The sequence below is a fragment of the Flavobacterium sp. C4GT6 genome (assembly GCF_036347315.1).
GTDB lineage: Bacteria > Bacteroidota > Bacteroidia > Flavobacteriales > Flavobacteriaceae > Flavobacterium.
In genome coordinates this window covers 94,319-113,096 of sequence record NZ_JAZGZU010000005.1, presented here as the reverse complement: position 1 = coordinate 113,096, position 18,778 = coordinate 94,319, and the positions used below count along the sequence as shown (strand labels likewise).

15 protein-coding genes are annotated in these 18,778 nt (G+C 35.6%); 8 read left to right on the top strand and 7 right to left on the bottom strand.

Annotated elements, in window-relative coordinates:
• Positions 1 to 85: 85 nt before the first annotated feature.
• Complete coding sequence (locus V3Z67_RS08165) at positions 86 to 751, bottom strand: hypothetical protein (RefSeq protein WP_330442833.1); 666 nt, start codon at positions 749 to 751, stop codon at positions 86 to 88.
• A 251-nt stretch (positions 752 to 1,002) separates the two neighbouring features.
• Positions 1,003 to 1,521, bottom strand: a complete 519-nt coding sequence (locus V3Z67_RS08160) for a DUF4833 domain-containing protein (protein WP_330442832.1) — start codon at positions 1,519 to 1,521, stop codon at positions 1,003 to 1,005.
• A 137-nt stretch (positions 1,522 to 1,658) separates the two neighbouring features.
• Between V3Z67_RS08160 and V3Z67_RS08155 the strand changes: the two genes are divergently transcribed.
• From V3Z67_RS08155 to V3Z67_RS08130, 6 genes are all read left to right on the top strand, one after another.
• Positions 1,659 to 3,647 carry a hypothetical protein gene (locus V3Z67_RS08155; RefSeq protein ID WP_330442831.1) on the top strand — a complete coding sequence of 663 codons (1,989 nt, stop codon included), beginning with the start codon at positions 1,659 to 1,661 and terminating at the stop codon, positions 3,645 to 3,647.
• 77 nt (positions 3,648 to 3,724) lie between these two features.
• Positions 3,725 to 4,426, top strand: a complete 702-nt coding sequence (locus V3Z67_RS08150; protein WP_330442830.1) for an ABC transporter ATP-binding protein — start codon at positions 3,725 to 3,727, stop codon at positions 4,424 to 4,426.
• 166 nt (positions 4,427 to 4,592) lie between these two features.
• Complete coding sequence (locus tag V3Z67_RS08145; RefSeq protein WP_330442829.1) at positions 4,593 to 5,165, top strand: cob(I)yrinic acid a,c-diamide adenosyltransferase; 573 nt, start codon at positions 4,593 to 4,595, stop codon at positions 5,163 to 5,165.
• Positions 5,166 to 5,345: 180 nt separating this feature from the next.
• The gene (locus V3Z67_RS08140; RefSeq protein ID WP_002986941.1) at positions 5,346 to 5,567 is read left to right on the top strand and encodes a DUF2795 domain-containing protein; all 222 of its coding nucleotides are present in this window, start codon (positions 5,346 to 5,348) and stop codon (positions 5,565 to 5,567) included.
• 98 nt (positions 5,568 to 5,665) lie between these two features.
• On the top strand, positions 5,666 to 9,028 hold the full coding sequence (gene secA / locus V3Z67_RS08135) for a preprotein translocase subunit SecA (RefSeq protein ID WP_330442828.1): 3,363 nt from the start codon (positions 5,666 to 5,668) through the stop codon (positions 9,026 to 9,028).
• A 302-nt stretch (positions 9,029 to 9,330) separates the two neighbouring features.
• Positions 9,331 to 10,572, top strand: a complete 1,242-nt coding sequence (locus V3Z67_RS08130) for a cation:proton antiporter (RefSeq protein ID WP_330442827.1) — start codon at positions 9,331 to 9,333, stop codon at positions 10,570 to 10,572.
• On the opposite strand, the gene V3Z67_RS08125 is transcribed toward V3Z67_RS08130, so the two are convergent.
• From V3Z67_RS08125 to V3Z67_RS08110, 4 genes are all read right to left on the bottom strand, one after another.
• The gene (locus V3Z67_RS08125; protein WP_330442952.1) at positions 10,573 to 11,982 is read right to left on the bottom strand and encodes an FAD-binding oxidoreductase; all 1,410 of its coding nucleotides are present in this window, start codon (positions 11,980 to 11,982) and stop codon (positions 10,573 to 10,575) included.
• Positions 11,983 to 12,047: 65 nt separating this feature from the next.
• Positions 12,048 to 12,476 carry a DoxX family protein gene (locus V3Z67_RS08120; protein ID WP_330442826.1) on the bottom strand — a complete coding sequence of 143 codons (429 nt, stop codon included), beginning with the start codon at positions 12,474 to 12,476 and terminating at the stop codon, positions 12,048 to 12,050.
• A 313-nt stretch (positions 12,477 to 12,789) separates the two neighbouring features.
• Positions 12,790 to 13,989 carry an MFS transporter gene (locus V3Z67_RS08115; protein WP_330442825.1) on the bottom strand — a complete coding sequence of 400 codons (1,200 nt, stop codon included), beginning with the start codon at positions 13,987 to 13,989 and terminating at the stop codon, positions 12,790 to 12,792.
• 21 nt (positions 13,990 to 14,010) lie between these two features.
• Positions 14,011 to 14,928 carry an AEC family transporter gene (locus V3Z67_RS08110; protein WP_330442824.1) on the bottom strand — a complete coding sequence of 306 codons (918 nt, stop codon included), beginning with the start codon at positions 14,926 to 14,928 and terminating at the stop codon, positions 14,011 to 14,013.
• Between the two features lie 387 nt (positions 14,929 to 15,315).
• Here V3Z67_RS08110 and V3Z67_RS08105 point away from each other — a divergent pair, with 387 nt between their 5' ends.
• Positions 15,316 to 15,723, top strand: a complete 408-nt coding sequence (locus V3Z67_RS08105; RefSeq protein ID WP_330442823.1) for an Rrf2 family transcriptional regulator — start codon at positions 15,316 to 15,318, stop codon at positions 15,721 to 15,723.
• Between the two features lie 45 nt (positions 15,724 to 15,768).
• Complete coding sequence (locus V3Z67_RS08100) at positions 15,769 to 16,413, top strand: NAD(P)-dependent oxidoreductase (RefSeq protein WP_330442822.1); 645 nt, start codon at positions 15,769 to 15,771, stop codon at positions 16,411 to 16,413.
• Positions 16,414 to 16,443: 30 nt separating this feature from the next.
• On the opposite strand, the gene V3Z67_RS08095 is transcribed toward V3Z67_RS08100, so the two are convergent.
• The gene (locus V3Z67_RS08095; protein ID WP_330442821.1) at positions 16,444 to 18,735 is read right to left on the bottom strand and encodes a hypothetical protein; all 2,292 of its coding nucleotides are present in this window, start codon (positions 18,733 to 18,735) and stop codon (positions 16,444 to 16,446) included.
• Positions 18,736 to 18,778 lie beyond the last annotated feature (43 nt).

The following is an 18,778-nucleotide window of genomic DNA, read 5'->3' as shown; positions in this document are numbered from 1 at the left end:
GTTAAAACATACCCAATAAAAATTAAAAAAGCCGGCATATAGCCGGCTTTTTTCCACAAACACAAATTTATATAAAACCTTATACTTACTCTGTCGCTTCTTCTTTAGCTTCTTGGTTTTCTTCACCTTTAGCTGTCATACGCTCCCATTTAAATTTAGGAGCAAACTCTAACTTAAGAGCCGCAATTTTACGGTTATCTTCTGATGACAGACCTTCTTTTTCTACTGTGTTTTTTCTGGCATCAAGTGCCTCATACCAAGCTTTGATTTTATCAAAATCCTGTCTTGAGTAGTTATCTTTATTTTTATTAAAGGTATCTACAAAGTTTTGGTACACACTAAGAATGTTATCCTTGTTTACCCAGTTAAAGTTAAGATCGTCACCAACCATGTTGTCAGGACCGAAGTATGAAATGATAAGTGCATCGGCAGCTGTTTCATTAGCTTCCTTCTCTGTTTCAGTTTTTACGTTCTCATACTTGGTTTTCGTATCATTAATACGTGTTTCTGCATTTTGGCTTTCTTTAGCGTCATTTATCGCTGCTTCAGCCTCTGCCAGTCTTGCCTGATATTCAGCCTCAATCTGAGCCCAGTTTGCCGATCTTTCGGTAGCATCAAGGTTTCCTATCGAGTCTACATACGACTCATAACGGTCAATATTCTTTTCTGCCATTTGCTCGGTATCAGTCTTACAAGACGTTGCACCCGCTGCTACTAAAACTGCTCCTAATAATAAATTTAATCTTTTCATAGTCATCTAATTATTTGATTTGTTACTTGTAATTATTTCGTTACTTGATAGACCAAAGGTAACACCACAATCGTCACATTTCAAAGTTTTGGTTAAATTATTAAGAATAGTTTAATACACTTAAAGAATATATTAAGATTTTTAAGAAATACTTAACGAGGTAAGAATCAAAAGTAGAAGATTATAAGCCTTAAATCCCATTACCTCCATACCGACTTGAAGACTCTAGATATTAAGACTGAAAAAAAAGATTATTTGCCCAGGTACATGGTTTCGGCAAGATCTCTATGAGTTTTTACATCCCTGCCGTAAAAATCAATTTTGGACACATTGGTGCCAAAAGCATTGCAGTGTAAAAACATACGTTCCAGCTCCATTTCCTTACCGTTAATATTTACGGTAACCACAGGTTTGCCCGATTGCATGGCAAGAGTAAGTGTTTTTTCGGGATAGGCCGCAAGGGTAAACTCAAACTTATTTTCCCCTACTTTGTTAAAGGTAATCCCGTAAGCCATTTTACGTTGTAATCCGGTAAGTTCTTCACGGGTTCCGTCCTTTTTATAGTCTATCTGGTACACATCAATAGGATCACTATCCTTTATATTGGTATTGCTAATAATATTAGCATCATAAACATAGGTATTGTGATTTTTACTGTGCTGAATATAAAAAAGGCGTTTGTGGCTATCGGGAGGTTCAGGATAACCATCTTGTGCCAGGCATGCAGGCATGCTGATAATAAAAAGTATGAGTAGGAAATGATTTTTCATATACTGACTATCAACATTATAAATATAGTAAAAAAAAATGTTCAACAGCAGTTTTATGTAAAGAAATTGTAAAGTCGTAATATCTAAAAACTAAATTATTAAAATATTTTTTGTTAATTTATCGAAAATCACATCTTATGAAACTAAAAAAACTTTATTCTCTTAGAAAAGATTTTACTATAATAGGCTTAACAGGTAGAGTTGGAGCGGGCTGTAGTGAAATAGCACAAAAATTAAGCGATAATAATTTTATCAAAAATTTTAGCCCTTCAGAATTTAACAACTCATCTGCAGCTGAAGATTTAAAACTTAATATATGTTACAATTACTTAAATAGTAATAATAATTGGAGGCCTTTTACAATTATTAACTATAAAAATGTTCTATTATTCCATTTAATACATGAAAGCAATAAAGAAAAGAATTATTCCCAAAAATTTATTGATATAGTATGTCAAAATGGAAGAAGTGAAGAAAATAAAAGCGAATGGAAAAATCGGTTTGATAAAACTGAAGATTCTAAATTTATCGACAACTTAAAAAAATTTTTAGATTCCAAATCACAAATATTTGAAGATGTAAAAGAAAAATTTCCAGCAAATAAAACATTAAATCAATGTTTAACAGAAGAGAATGACAAATCGAAAATATCAGATTTTTTTTTCGGAAAAGATTACAATACTTTTTCCAAAAAACTATATGATCTATTAAATAATCATAATATAACCAAAAGAACAAGACTAGTCCATGACTTAGCTAATAACTTAAGACTATACGGAACTGTAAGTAACTTAGACGAAAAGGAAAAAGAAAGTCTTGAACATATATATATAATAGCAGAGACAATAAACAGAATCATAAAAGCATGGAGGAAGAAAAAAGAAAACCCTAATTGCAAAATAGTTATTGATGCATTAAAAAACTCATTAGAAATAATGTTTTTCAAAGAAAAATATTCTGCATTTTACATGATTGCAACAAATCGTGAAAACGAAGCCCGAAAACAATATGTAAAAAAACAAATAACAGAAAAATATTCTGAAAAAGCCTCAAATGATCATTCAGATGAAATATTGATTTTAGACAATTATGAGTATAAGTCAAATGATTACAAAGAAGGAAAATTTACTGTTCCTGATATTGAAAACTGTATTCAAAAAAGCGACTATCATTTATTCATAAATGAAAATGATCATCTTAAAAATCAATATTTATCAATTAATTTACAATTAATAAAGTTAATAGCATTAATTAATCAGCCCGGAATAATTACCCCCACTTCTATAGAAAGAACAATGCAAGTCGCTTATAATGCTAAATTTAACTCAGGTTGTATATCAAGACAGGTCGGCGCTGTAATCACAGATGAAAATTTCAGCGTAAAATCTATTGGATGGAATGATGTCCCTGAAGGCCAAACACCATGCAACTTAAGAAATATAGAAGATCTCATTGATGGAAAAAAAAAGCAAGATCTATTTAGTGATTTCGAAAAAACAACACTTTCTTGCGATTTTTATAAAGACAAAGAATCATTTAAAGATAAAGTACAAAAGGAGTATAAAAAATCAAACATGAACGATTTAGAAGGACGTAATTGTTCATTTTGCTTTAAAACTTTTCATAATGCTTTTGAAGGTGAAAAAAACCAAGTACACACTAGATCTTTACATGCTGAGGAAAATGCTATGCTACAAATTACAAAATATGGGGGATTAGGATTGAAAGGAGGTAATCTGTTTACGACAGCAAGTCCTTGTGAGTTATGTTCTAAAAAGGCCTATCAATTAGGGATTACAAATATTTATTATATTGACCCTTATCCTGGAATAGCAACAATACATACATTAAAAAATGGTCACAACATCAATACGAACCCTAAGCTGATAATGTTTCAAGGCGCGGTAGGAAGAGTTTTCCACAAGCTATATGAACCTTTTATGGCTTACAAAGACGAAATATCAATTCTGACAAACTTAAGTCCTAAACCAAGCGTTGAAAGTAAATTAAGAGACTTAATCAAAAACAAAGAACTTCAAGAAAGAGTTTTAAAAAAAATTAACGGACTACCTGATGAAGACAAAGAGGCGTTTTTAAAGAAACAAATAGAATCTATGGCCAATTAAGAGATTAACATCTAACTCCTGTTATTCTTTCCACATTCCAACAAAAATTCCTTACTTTTAAGCCTCAAAATAAAAGTATGGCACAACCAATTATCGATATAAAAGGCATAACCCGAAACTTTCCGCTGGGCAATGAGGTGGTAAAAGTTTTAAAAGGCATAGACCTAAGCATAAACAAAGGCGAATATGTTGCATTAATGGGTCCGTCGGGATCAGGTAAATCTACCCTTATGAACTTATTAGGCTGTCTGGACACCCCTACCGGAGGCACTTATATCCTGAACGGAAAGGACGTTAGCAAAATGAGTGATAACGAGTTGGCCGAAATACGAAATAAGGAAATAGGCTTTGTTTTCCAAACCTTTAACTTACTACCGCGTACCACCGCGCTAGACAATGTAGCCCTGCCTATGGTATATGCAGGCTACAAAAAACCCGAACGTAACGAGCGAGCCTCACAGGTCCTAACACAGGTAGGACTGGAAGACCGCATGGATCACAAACCCAACCAGCTTTCGGGAGGGCAGCGCCAAAGGGTTGCCGTAGCCCGCGCACTGGTTAATCACCCGTCTATCATCCTTGCCGATGAACCTACAGGTAACCTGGATAGTAAAACATCGGTAGAGATTATGAACCTTTTTAACGAAATACACGCAAACGGCAATACCGTTATACTGGTAACCCACGAGGAAGATATTGCTGCTTATGCCCATAGAGTTATCCGCCTTAGGGATGGTGTTATAGAAAGCGACAAGGTTAACCCTAACCCGCACAGGTAGTATTCAGTGAACATTTGACAATATTCAGTAAACAAGCTGTCATTCTGAACGAAATGCAAATAGAGTGAAGAATCTAAATCAGTAAAGATATCCTTCCTTCGCCAGGATGATAACCATCTATAATTTTTCAATCATTAAATTTCCAATCTTTCAATAGCATTACAAAATGAAAGTATATACTAAAACAGGAGATAAAGGTACTACTGCCCTTTTTGGCGGAACACGTGTACCAAAACACCATATACGCATAGAGAGCTACGGTACGGTAGACGAACTTAACTCACACATTGGGCTTATCCGTGATCAGGACATGAACCCGCATTACAAAAAAGTACTGGAGCACATTCAGGACCGCCTGTTTACTTTGGGTGCCATATTGGCAACAGACCCCGAAAAACTAATCCTGAAAAACGGAAAAGAAAGACTTAATATCCCTAAAATCTCTGAAGAAAATATTCAATATCTTGAAAATGAGATTGACGCTATGGATTCTGAATTACCACCTATGACGCATTTTGTGCTTCCGGGAGGTCATACAACCGTGTCATATTGTCACATAGCACGTTGTGTTTGCCGTCGTGCAGAGCGTTTATCGGTACATTTACACGAGCTTGAACCTACAGATGAGAGGGTTTTGACATACTTAAACCGACTTTCTGACTACCTTTTTGTGTTGGCACGAAAGTTGTCCCATGATTTGAACGCTGACGAAGTGAAGTGGATACCGGAAAAGTATTAGTTGGCAAACCCCTACAATTAGCAGTAAAACCAGGGAATATAAGCAGTCTTAAACGGCCTGTAAACCCCGTATATAGGGCACCGGGAAAACGTTCTTAACTTTTTACAGAAAATAAACAAAATTTTACTTGACTATTTCAGTATAAAATTTATTTTTGCATAAAATTAAATCGTTTATAAGATGTATTGGACATTAGAACTAGCATCCTATTTGAGTGATGCCCCATGGCCGGCTACAAAAGATGAGCTGATTGACTATGCCATCAGAACAGGAGCACCACTTGAGGTAGTAGAAAACCTACAATCTATTGAGGATGAAGGAGAAATCTACGAATCAATGGAAGAAATATGGCCTGACTATCCTACAGACGAAGACTATCTTTGGAACGAGGATGAATATTAGGAAAAATAAAATCAACTGAAAAGTCTCTTCAATGAGGCTTTTTTTTTGGTTAAATTTGTACCTAACAGAAAAAAACAAACAAAAGTAATTATATAATAATGAGTTTAATAAACAGCATTCTAAAAGCTTTTGTAGGTGATAAATCGCAAAAGGATATAAAGGCAATTCAGCCTTTAATCAATAAGGTTAAAACCTATGAAGAAGCTTTAGCGCAACTTTCTAACGACGAGCTTAGAGCTAAAACTATCTACTTTAAGGAGAAGATACGTGATGCCCGTGCTGATAAAGATGCTAAAATCGCGTCTTACCAGCAGGAAGTTGAACAAACTGAAGACATTGATGCAAGAGAAGATATTTATGCATCTATCGATGCTCTTGAAAAAGAAGCATATGAGATAAGCGAGAAAGTATTAATGGATATACTACCGGAAGCATTTGCGGTAGTGAAGGAAACAGCCCGCCGATTTAAAGAGAACAGCTCTGTTACGGTTAAGGCTACTCCAAAAGATATCGAACTTTCTGCAACTAAACCATACATTACTATTGAGGGCGATAACGCCTCGTGGGCTAACACGTGGAATGCCGCAGGTAAGGAAATTACCTGGGACATGATTCACTACGACGTTCAGCTTATTGGTGGTGTAGTACTTCACCAGGGTAAAATTGCCGAGATGCAAACGGGTGAAGGTAAAACCCTTGTGGCTACCCTGCCACTTTACCTTAACGCCCTTACAGGAAACGGTGTTCACCTTGTAACAGTGAACGACTACCTTGCACGAAGGGATAGTACATGGAAAGCTCCTTTATTTGAGTTCCACGGCATGACGGTTGACTGTATTGACAACCACCAGCCTAACTCTGATGCCAGAAGAAAAGCCTATGCTGCAGATATTACTTATGGTACAAACAACGAATTTGGTTTTGACTACCTAAGGGATAACATGGCTCACGCTCCTAGCGACCTTGTACAAAGAAAGCATAACTATGCGATTGTCGATGAGGTTGACTCGGTATTGATTGACGACGCCCGTACGCCGCTTATCATATCAGGTCCTATTCCGCAGGGAGACCGTCATGAGTTCAACGAACTTAAACCAAAGGTAGACAACCTTTACAACATGCAGAGAACACTTATTAACGGTGTACTTGCAGAGGCTAAAAAACTAATCAAAGAAGGTAATACTAAAGAAGGTGGTTTCCTTTTATTAAGAGCACATCGTGGTTTACCTAAAAATAAAGCACTTATCAAATTTTTGAGTGAAGAAGGTGTGAAGCAACTGCTTCAAAAAACCGAAAATCACTATATGCAGGACAACAACCGTGAAATGCATAAAATTGATGAGGCTCTTTACTTTGTAATCGAAGAGAAAAACAATCAGGTAGAACTTACCGATAACGGTATTCAGTTCCTTTCTCAGGATACCGACAATGATTTCTTTGTACTTCCGGATATTGGTACTGAAATTGCCAACATTGAAAAGAAAAAATTAAGTAAAGAAGAAGAGGCAGAAGAGAAAGAAGTTTTATTTAAAGACTTCTCTATTAAGAGTGAGCGTATCCACACCCTTACTCAGCTTTTAAAAGCCTATACCCTGTTTGAAAAAGATGTTGAGTATGTAATCATGGACAACAAAATCATGATTGTAGACGAGCAAACAGGTCGTATTATGGATGGTAGACGTTATTCAGACGGTTTACACCAGGCGATTGAGGCAAAAGAGAACGTTAAAATTGAAGCTGCTACTCAAACCTTTGCTACCATTACCCTGCAAAACTACTTCAGGATGTATAACAAACTGGGTGGTATGACAGGTACAGCTGTTACAGAAGCAGGTGAGTTTTGGGAAATTTATAAATTGGATGTTGTTGAAATTCCAACCAACAGGCCAATTGCACGTAAAGATAAACACGATCTTATATACCGTACAATGCGTGAGAAATTCAACGCTGTTATTGAAGATGTAACAGAACTTTCTCAGGCAGGAAGACCAGTGCTTATCGGTACAACATCGGTAGATATTTCAGAGTTATTAAGCCGTATGCTTAAAATGAGAAATGTACCGCACAACGTACTTAATGCGAAACTTCACAAAAAAGAGGCAGAAATTGTTGCCGAAGCAGGTAAACCTGGTATTGTAACCATAGCTACAAACATGGCGGGTCGTGGTACCGATATTAAACTTACCCCAGAGGTTAAGGCTGCAGGAGGTTTAGCAATCATTGGTACAGAGCGTCACGATTCAAGACGTGTGGACAGACAGCTTCGTGGTCGTGCCGGTCGTCAGGGAGACCCGGGAAGTTCTCAGTTCTATGTATCTCTTGAAGACAACCTTATGCGTTTATTCGGTTCTGAAAGAGTTGCTAAGATAATGGACAGAATGGGACTTAAAGAGGGTGAGGTTATCCAGCACTCTATGATGACTAAGTCTATTGAGCGTGCACAGAAAAAAGTAGAAGAAAACAACTTTGGTGTACGTAAGCGTCTTCTTGAATATGATGACGTTATGAATGCACAGCGTGAGGTAGTTTACAAACGAAGAAAGCACGCATTATTCGGGGAACGTCTTAAAGTAGATATCGCCAACATGATGTATGATACTGCTGAGGTTATTGCCGAAAACAACAAAGCCACAAACGACTTTAAAAACTTTGAGTTTGAGCTTATCCGTAACTTTGCTATTAGTTCTCCTATTAGCGAAGCCGAATTTGGTAAACTAAACCCTATAGAAATTGCAGGTAAAGTTTACAAAGTTGTAAGCCAGGCCTATCATGATAAAACGGAGCGTACTGCTGCCGAGGCATTTATCGTAATCAAAAACGTTTACGAAAATAATCAGGGACAGTATGAGCGTATTGTAGTACCGTTTACCGATGGTGTGAAATCACTTAATGTGGTTACTAACCTTGAAAAAGCTTACCAAAGTGAAGGTAAATCACTTATCACTGATTTTGAGAAGAATATCACCCTTGCTATTGTTGATGAGGCATGGAAGAAACACCTTCGCAAAATGGATGAGCTGAAACAATCGGTACAGCTTGCAGTACACGAGCAAAAAGATCCTCTGCTTATCTATAAGTTTGAAGCATTCGAACTGTTTAAAAAGACGGTAGACGGTATTAATAAAGATGTAATCTCGTTCCTGTTTAAAGGAGAGCTTCCATCTCAAAATGCTCAGCAAATTCAGGATGCGGGACAACAGGCCCAGCAAAAAGAAGAGTATACTGAGACTAAGGAAGAAGTTTTAAATACTGAGGAAATGGCCGAAAAAGCACGCCAGGTGTCACAACAAAGCCAAAGCCGTCCTCAAGTTACTGAAACCATTGTAAGGGATACTCCAAAAATTAACCGTAATGATAATGTTACTATTAAACATGTTATGAGCGGTAAAACCGAAACCATGAAATTCAAAAAGGCTGAAAGCCTTATTTCAACCGGTGAATGGGTTGTAGTAAACGAGTAATTATATTCAGCTCTATAAATAAAAATCCCGCCTTTACAGGCGGGATTTTTTATACCTGCTATTTAAAGGAAACCTTTTATCTTTATCTAAAATCAAACAACCCTGAAAAAACGCCTAATTACCTTCTTTTTATTGTTCACAGTCTTTTCCGGTTTTTCGCAGAATGCCAAAGCTTTAAAAAAATCAACACAAAAGCTCTTTAATTAAAAAGACTCTTGTGTTTTAAAAAGAATAGGTAAATCATCTGGATTTCTGTATTTTTGGAAAACCCGCATTTATTACTCTTATATTTTTAAATACCTATGGAATTATACTATTCTCTCTCTGTACTGATAGTATTAGCATCTTTTTTTGCCTATTTTAATGTACGCTTCCTTAAACTACCTTCCACTATTGGCATCATGGTTATAGCAATGGCCGTATCCATATTTTTGGTCGTCTTTGGTCATGTAGTTCCCGATACGTTACACAGAATATCATCACTTATCTCCCAGTTTGATTTTACCGAGCTCCTAATGGGAGCCATGCTTAACTTCATGCTTTTTGCGGGGGCTATTCACATTAACTTAAAAGACCTTAGGGAACAGCGACTCCCTATAATTATATTCTCAACCGTAAGTGTTGTAATATCAACGTTTGCCGTAGGTACATTCCTTTATTACCTTACACCTTTTTTACACCTTAACATTCCATACATGTACTGCCTGCTTTTTGGGGCGCTAATATCCCCTACAGATCCTGTAGCAGTACTAAGTATATTAAAGGAAGTTAAAGTGCGTAAATCACTCGAGACAAAAATCGCCGGGGAATCTCTTTTTAACGATGGTATGGCAATTGTTGCTTTTGCCGTTATACTTAACATTGCTCAGGATAACGAATACACTCCTACCGTTTTTAATGTGGTTTGGTTATTTTTAAGAGAAGCAGGCGGTGGCTTTTTACTTGGTGTGCTGTTAGGTGTAGTTGCTGCAACTGCTATACGAAAAATTGATGACTATAAAGTGACCGTATTAATAACACTGGCTGTTGTTATGGGAGGTTATTTAATTGCTTCGGCAATGCATATTTCGGGTCCTCTTACCATGGTATTTGCCGGTTTAATTATAGGTAACTTCAAAAAGAAATCGACGATGTCAGCAGAAACAAAAGATTATCTCGAGAAGTTTTGGGAACTTAACGACGAAATACTCAATGCCGTGCTATTTCTTTTTATAGGTTTCAACCTACTCATGGTAAATAACATCAATAGTTACTGGCTACCGGGACTTACCTGTGTCGTTGTTGTATTACTGGCTCGCTATGTATCTATATGGCTGCCTACACTCATAGTTCCCTTCAAAAAGAAATTCAACTCCAGTACCATAAAAATACTGGTATGGGGCGGACTAAGAGGCGGGGTATCTATAGCACTGGCCTTATCAATAGATGACGTACCCTATAAAAATGATATAATTGCCATTACCTACTTTGTAGTGGTATTCTCTATTTTAGTACAGGGACTCTCTATTGCTAAGATTGCAGGAAAATTGCTATCCAAAAAGTAATTAAACCAAATTATCTGGAAGCACCTTACCCGGATTCAGTACGTTATTTGGGTCAAATATCTTTTTAATGCTTTTCATTAATTGAAGCTGGGTATCGTTAAAAGCAATATCCATATAGTTTTTCTGTACGTAGCCAATACCGTGTTCACCCGAAAGCGTTCCCTTTAATGATACTGTTAGTTCAAAAATCTCACGTATACCTTTAGGCACTTCCGTTTTCCAGTTCTCATCGGTCATATCACCTTTTATGATATTTACGTGCAGATTACCGTCTCCGGCGTGACCATAGCAAACCGAATGGAAACCATACTTTTTACCTATTGTTTTTATTCCTTCCAAAAGTGTAGGAAGTTCATATCGTGGTACCACTGTATCTTCCTCCTTGTAAACCGAATTTGATTTTACAGCCTCCCCTACAGCCCTGCGGAGCTTCCAAAGTGCATTTTTCTGGTCTTCGCTATCGGCAAATAAAATCTCGTCAATATCAAACTGTTCCATCACTTGAGTTATCTTTTCGGCTTCAGCAAAAAGTACATCAGGATAATTACCATCTACCTCAATAAGCAAATGGGCTTCAACCTCATCTTTTATATCAAGACTCACACCATCTACATATTTAAGCGTCCAGTCAATCGCATCACGCTCCATAAACTCCAGCGCACTGGGCACTACCCCGGCCCTGAATATTTGTGCCACAGCCTCACAAGCCTGCCCTGCCTTAAAGAAAGGCACTAACATTAATATATTATGTGAATTATCAGGCAACAACTTCATCACAATTTTAGTAATGATACCAAGTGTACCTTCACTACCCACCATAAGTTGAGTTAAATTATATCCGGTTGAGTTTTTAAGTGTATTGGCTCCTGTCCATATAATTTCGCCATTAGGCAATACCACTTCAAGGTTAAGCACATAGTCTTTAGTAACACCATATTTAACAGCTCGGGCACCTCCTGCATTCTCAGCTACGTTCCCCCCTATGGTACAACTCCCCTGACTACTTGGATCGGGCGGATAAAAAAGCCTTTTCTCCTTAGCTGCTTCCCTAAAAACCTGAGTAATTACAGCAGGCTCAACAATTGCCTGAAGGTTTTTCTCATCAATCTCAATCTTATTGAAACGCTCCATAGAAAGACCAATACCCTCATGTATACTAAGCGCCCCTCCACTAAGACCTGTACGTCCGCCAATAGGCACTACAGGAACACCATACTCGTTTGCCAACTTCATTATAGCAGCCACCTCTTGGGTACTGCCCGGTTTTAGTACAACCGAGGGTGGAAAAACATAATCCTCGGTTTCATCATGTCCGTAATGGTTTCTGGTATCTGTATCTAAAAAAAGAAATGACTGCCCTACTATGGTTTCAAGTGAGGCAATCATTTCTTGTGTTAGTGGCTTAGTCATCATAGTATTAATGTAAGTTTACATCAAAAATACTATAAAAAACCAGCCTGAAAAATATAAAAGTACTAATAAAACATCTTCCTTTTCTTCCTGCATATCAAATGGTCTAACGAATATTTACCGCTACCTGTAATAAGCAACAACACGTAAACCATTAAGTATATGCTTCCCAGCTCCTGTCGTTCAAAACCATCAGAACCATGAATCATAAACACTGCCACTACCATAGTTATTATTAGCGGTAATACCGCCAGCCTGGTAGCCAAACCTAATATTAATAGTGCAGAACACACCACCTCTGCAAATACAGTTAGCATAAGTGAAGCGGTTGCACCTATACCAAAGGGATCGGCAAACTGTATAGGTTCATTACTAAGCAGTAAATCTATTTTTTTAAGCCCGTGCGTAAGCATAAAAAGGGCTATTGTAATCCTGATTAAAAAAAGAACGAAATTGTATAATCTTTTATCTCTTGTTGTATCAAAAATCCACATAATGAAAAATTCCTTTAAATGTTAAGTGGGGAGTTACTTTGTACATTGTGGGGGAAATTTTTTATTTGCTACAGGTATAGGTACCATAGCGGGCGTTTTTTTGGGGAGATATTTACTGCCGATAATTTCAAAAATTACCAGTCTTACAGCCCTTAATGCTTTAAGCACAAGGCCTGACTTTAACTTTATTGCAGACATATTGTTTTGAGTTTAGATGGATTTCATAAACTTAGTTAAAATACTACAAAAAAGAACAAAAAGCCGATAATAAAACAATATCACCAGATCTTGTTAAAATTATAACTGATTTTATTTATTTCTTTTTCAGATTCGGTAGGAAATAAGCTATAACACCTATTAACGGCAGGAAAGCACAAATGTTATATACATATTCAATACTGGTTTTATCGGCAAGATAACCCAGTAAGGCAGAACCCAGTCCACCCATACCAAAGGCAAAACCATAAAAAAGTCCCGACACCATTCCCAGTTTTTTAGGGAGTAGTTCCTGCGCATATACTAATATTGCCGGGAAAGCAGATGATATTATAACACCTATAATCACTATAAGTATGGCTGTCCAAAACAAATTAGTAAATGGTAACAGTAACGTAAACGGAGCTGCACCCAGTACAGAGAACCATATTACATATTTACGCCCAAACTTATCTCCCAATGGTCCGCCAAGCAGTGTACCGGCAGCTACCGATATAAGGAACATAAACAGGTAAAACTGTGCATCCTGTACCGAAAGGTAAAACTTATCCATTAGGTAAAAGGTAAAGTAGCTGGAAATACTCGCCACATAAAAGTATTTGGAAAATATAAGTACCAACAATATAACCACCGAAACCACCACCTGAGTTTGTGTCAAATCTGGCAGTTGCTCTATTTTTTTCTTTCGTGCAGTAAGGTTTAAATGCTCCTGATACCACCTCCCAATATGGCTTAGCACCATAATAGCCAATATAGCTACAATAGAAAACCAAACAATGTAACGCTGTCCGTTTGGCACTACTACCCATGCTATTAATAACGGACCAATTGCCGTACCTGTATTACCCCCTATCTGGAAAATGGATTGTGCCAGTCCTCTTTTGCCTCCCGATGCCAAATAAGCCACCCTCGATGCTTCAGGATGGAATATGGACGAACCAATACCTACCATAATTACCGAAAGTAATATAACAGGGAAAGACCCCGCATAAGAAAGCGTGATGATACCCGAAAGGGTAAACAACATACCTATAACCTTAGAGAATGGCTTAGGGTTTTTATCGGTAAAAAAGCCTACAAAAGGCTGTAGTATAGACGCTGCTACCTGATAGGAAAAGGTAATAAGCCCTACCTGAGTAAAGTTAAGATTGTAATTTTCTTTAAGTATAGGGTAGGAGGCCGGAATAACCGATTGTAGTAAATCGTTTAACAAATGGGCAAAACTTATGGAAAAGAGAATTGAATAAACGGTTTTAGAAGCAATTTCTTTTTGCTTCTCTGTCAGAACATTATCCATAAAAAAACAACGGACTAGAAATTAGTAATTCAGTATTAACCAATACCAAAAGTCCAGTGTTATAAAAGAAACAGGAATTCCTACCCCTATCATCATACCGGCAAGTTTAGGCTTTAAACCATATGCCGATGCCAACACTGCCGCGGTTACCATGGGGCCCATGGAAGCCTCTATTAAAGAGACATTGGTTTCAAGGCCTTTACCCCCAAGTATTACTTTATAAAGGGTAAATATTATAGCCGGCATCAAAATTAGTTTAAAAAACAATCCGATGTATAGTGAATTCCAATATTTGCTTTTTCTGTCAATTTTTAACTGCATCCCTACAGCAACCAATGCCACAGGTGCAGTAGTACGGCATATATTCATAATAACTTCCTGAATATCTTTCGTAAAATCAAATCCGCTAACATTCATTACAGCACCTATTAGGAAGGCGATAAACGGCGGAAATGTAAAAACCCGTTTTAAAATCACACTTGTTCCGCTGTCTTTCAAACTGACAGAATGTGTAGTTGCAACCAGTATCCCCAGTGTTGCCATTACCACAAAGGTCCCCGCCTGATCAAGCACTATAGCTGTTTTGAGTCCCTGCTTACCAAAAAGTGCCTCCACCACAGGAAATCCGATAAATGCTGTGTTACCAAGTCCTCCCGTAAGGATAAGGCAGCCTATTAGTTTTTTAGACCAGCCCAGCCATCTGCCTAATAAGGTAAAAAATACATAAGCAAGAATAAACCCTATCCACGAAGTACATAAAGGAAACAGCAGTTCACTACGCATCACTACCTTAGGTATAAAGTAAAGTGATAATGCCGGCAGTGAGATATAAATTACAAACTGGTTTAATGTTACATATCCGTTTTTAGGGAATACCTTAATTTTTTGCAGCACTACCCCTAACATCAGACATATAAAAATCAATATAACATTACCCATTACAATCGGTATTACTTAAATGAGAAATGTTTATTTTTTGGGGAGATATATTCCCGAAACACAATACCGAAAGTAGTACTGTAAAAAAGGAAAATATAAATCCTGACCACTGAAAAACAACAGAATCTCCGAGGAAACTTACAATCATGTAAAAACTAATAATTAGAACAATTTGTAAGGTGATATCCGGAAAACCAAAACGGAATTCGGATACAAAAACCGGGGCGATTCTTTGTATTCCTTTCATTCTTATAGGTGGCAGTGTTTTTAGAATATGCTAAAAGCAAATATAAACTTTAATTTTTTTTTACCTAATTTTTAAATAAAAACATTCAATTATGTTTATTTCAAATAATGTCGTACATTTGTAACATATTTTATTACAGTATGATTTCAGGTAAGTTTGCCATAACATTACATATACTCACACTTCTTTCCAAATTTCCCGATGAATACCTTTCATCAGAGTTTTTGGCAGGCAGCATGAATATTAATCCTGTATTGGTACGAAAAGAAATTGCCAACCTGAAAAAACATAATATGGTAGAAAGCCGTGAGGGAAAAAACGGTGGTACACGTTTGGCAAAATCAGTTAAGGACATTACCCTTGATGACATTTTTAAAATGACCTTTCAAAAGGTAAGTCTTGGCTATGCTAAAAATGATCCTAACCCTGCCTGCCCTGTAGGTAAAAAAATAAACCAAAATCTGGATGCATTATATAATGATATAAACAATAAAATCAGCGCTCAGTTAAAAGACATCAGCCTTATGGAATTCACTGATAAGTTCTGATTTTTTTTACCCTAAACTGTAACAATTTTAATTACATATAAAATTATGAAAATAGCAATTATCGGAGCCACCGGATTTTTAGGCTCTAATCTGGTAAAAGAGTTCACTTCAAGAAATCACGAAGTAACTGCCATTGTACGTAACCCAAAAGAAGACACTGCCGGTGTTACCTGGAAAAAAACAGACATTTTTGATACCGAAGCTCTTGCCGAAGCATTAAAAGGAAGCGATGCTGTTGTAAACGCATACAACCCGGGATGGACTAACCCAAACATTTATGATGATTTTATTAAAGGATCACAGTCTATACAGGAAGCAGTTAAGAAATCGGGCGTGAAAAGATTCATTACTATTGGTGGTGCAGGAAGCCTTTACATAACTCCTAACCTACAGCTTGTAGATACTCCCGAGTTCCCTGAAGACTACAAAGCAGGCGCTACTGCTGCAAGAGACTATCTTAATATACTTAGAGACGAAAAAGAACTTGACTGGGCTTTCTTTAGTCCTGCTATAGAGATGCATCAGGGTATTGATACAGGTCGTACAGGCAACTACCGCTTAGGACTAGATAACCCTGTATTTAACGACGAAAAAAGAAGCATCCTTTCAGGTGAAGATGTTGCTGTTGTTATTGCCGATGAAGCAGAAAACCCAAAACACCACCAGCAACGTTTTACCGCAGCTTATTAATAATAAATTTAAGGATAATAGTTATTATCCTTAAATTTCCTTTTCTTGATTCCTTTCAATTAATTTTTCAAAATCTTTATACAGAGAATCACTTATGCTTTTATCCTTATAAAATTCACCTATTGCATTAACTAAAAGTTCCATAATTTCATCTATCAATTCTTTCTTAGTAAATAAAGCTCTAAATTCATTTATCTTTAGAGAATCATCTTTAAAATAATTAGTTAGATTAAGAAAAATATTGTCTATTACCGCTTGACCTTCAAAATTTTCTGGAGGAGTTAATTCAGCATTATGTATCTGATTAATTTCTTTGTCACGAATGCCAGCTAGCCTAGATGTATATTCCAAACCTACTTCATCATTTGGATTTAAAATAAATGTTAATGTATCGACTAAAGTATGTGTATTAGAAATTATATCATCACTTATAAGTGCTAACAAGTTCTCTGTTATAGTTTCTGAAGTAATTGAGAACTTTAAAAGAGCGTAAATGTCAACTATCTTATTAGGAGTTAAAATCATCCAATTCTGAGAATTTGGAAACTTTTGCAAATATTTTCCATGTGCTTCAAAAAAAGTTTTATCCCATGTTAGGAATACAGGCTCGACTGGATGTATACTCACATCTTTATCTGCCAAAAACTCCAACATTATACTATCACAATTTCTACCAAAATTTGTTTTCGTTTTAAAATACTTCCTCATAGCCTCATCAAACAATCTATTAGCTTCATCTATCTTATAATCTTTAATAAATTCTTGCTTAAGAATATTTACTTGGGATAATGAATGTTCAATTATAGAGTTAAAAGAATCATTACTACCACCTTCAGAAAAACCAAAATCGTTTAAAAAATCCGCAAAACTTTTATCCGAGTCTATTTCTGCTGATTTTACTAAAAAATTATAAAAATTATAAAAAACATTACGTGAAGAGCCTAAAACTGAAAAGTTTTCTATCTGAGAAAAAGGTATAAGTCTAAATGCGTCTCGCAAATGATTTTGCATTTCCCAAATATATCTTTCCGATATATATAACATTATTTTTTCTTTTCTGGCATAATCAATTAAAGACTTGGTTGCTTTAAAGAAATAGTTATCGAAATCAGTGGTTGGTTTATAGTACAAACAAAGACTAAATAAACCAACGGAAGTATCAACAAATAATTTCTTACGTTTATTAATATAATTTTGGAGCCTCGTATTATCTATTTTACTACTATAAACTTTAGTTGCTGCTAATTTTTGTATAAACTTATTTGATAAACAGTAATTCAATAGTTCAATAGTAATATTTTTTGCTTTAGATTTATCTCTAACATTATTTTCAACAAATGATATAAACGGTTTAAAAATACTTGTTATATGGAACTCTGTTTCATTAGACAATACATCTTTTAAATCAGTATTAAAATTCTCTACATACAGCTCTTTAAGTTTTACTATATACTCATCTATTAATAACTCTTGACCGTGATTCTCTAAAATCTTTCCAATGTCATTAACAAAAAGTGTTTTATCTAAGCCAAATTGTTCATTCTTTATCTTTAGATTTTCTTTTTCATGAGCTGTCAATGAATAAGATTGATCGGGTTTATGCTTTATTATTTTTTTATCTGTCAAGAACCTATTCAATAGTCTATCATAAAACACATCGTTTTCTATAACCTCAAATTTTTCTTCACAAGATTTTATAATAAAATCTTTAGTGATTTTTTCTTCAGAATAAAACAACTGCAATACAAAAGACTCAATAACTTGAGTTTTAAATTCAGTAGGCCGACCAAACGACAATAGATCATAAAAAAGTGTATTTTCAAAGTGAGTACTACTTACCTTAAACTTATCTAACTCATTAATTTTATACAATTCTTCTTGAATCTCAATTATATTCTCACATTCTTGCGCAAGCCTATTACTTTCAATAATTTCTAAATGAATATCATATTCTTTAAAAGCTAACTTCACATAATTATTTATTCTTTCATTAGTTAGCGGTTTAGAGTAAAAAAAAATTAATTTATCCTTGTATCCATGTTCGTCTACATTCTTCTTTGCCTTAATTAAATCTTCAATCAATTTCTTTTCAAAACTATTTTTATCAGATTTAGAAGATGATTTCTGAGTAGTTAACTGATACTGAATCTTTTGACTCTTAAAATCAAAAACTTTTATATCAATTCCAGAATCATTTTTACCATCAGTAAAAATGATAGATTCATAGCCATACTCTTTGTTAAGATAAATTTTAATTATCTTATCAAATTCTCTTTTCTCAAGAGAATCAAATAGTAAAATTAATTGCTTAGTTTGTGACATTATTTGAAGATTGGTTTTAATCAAAAATACATTTTTAAAGACA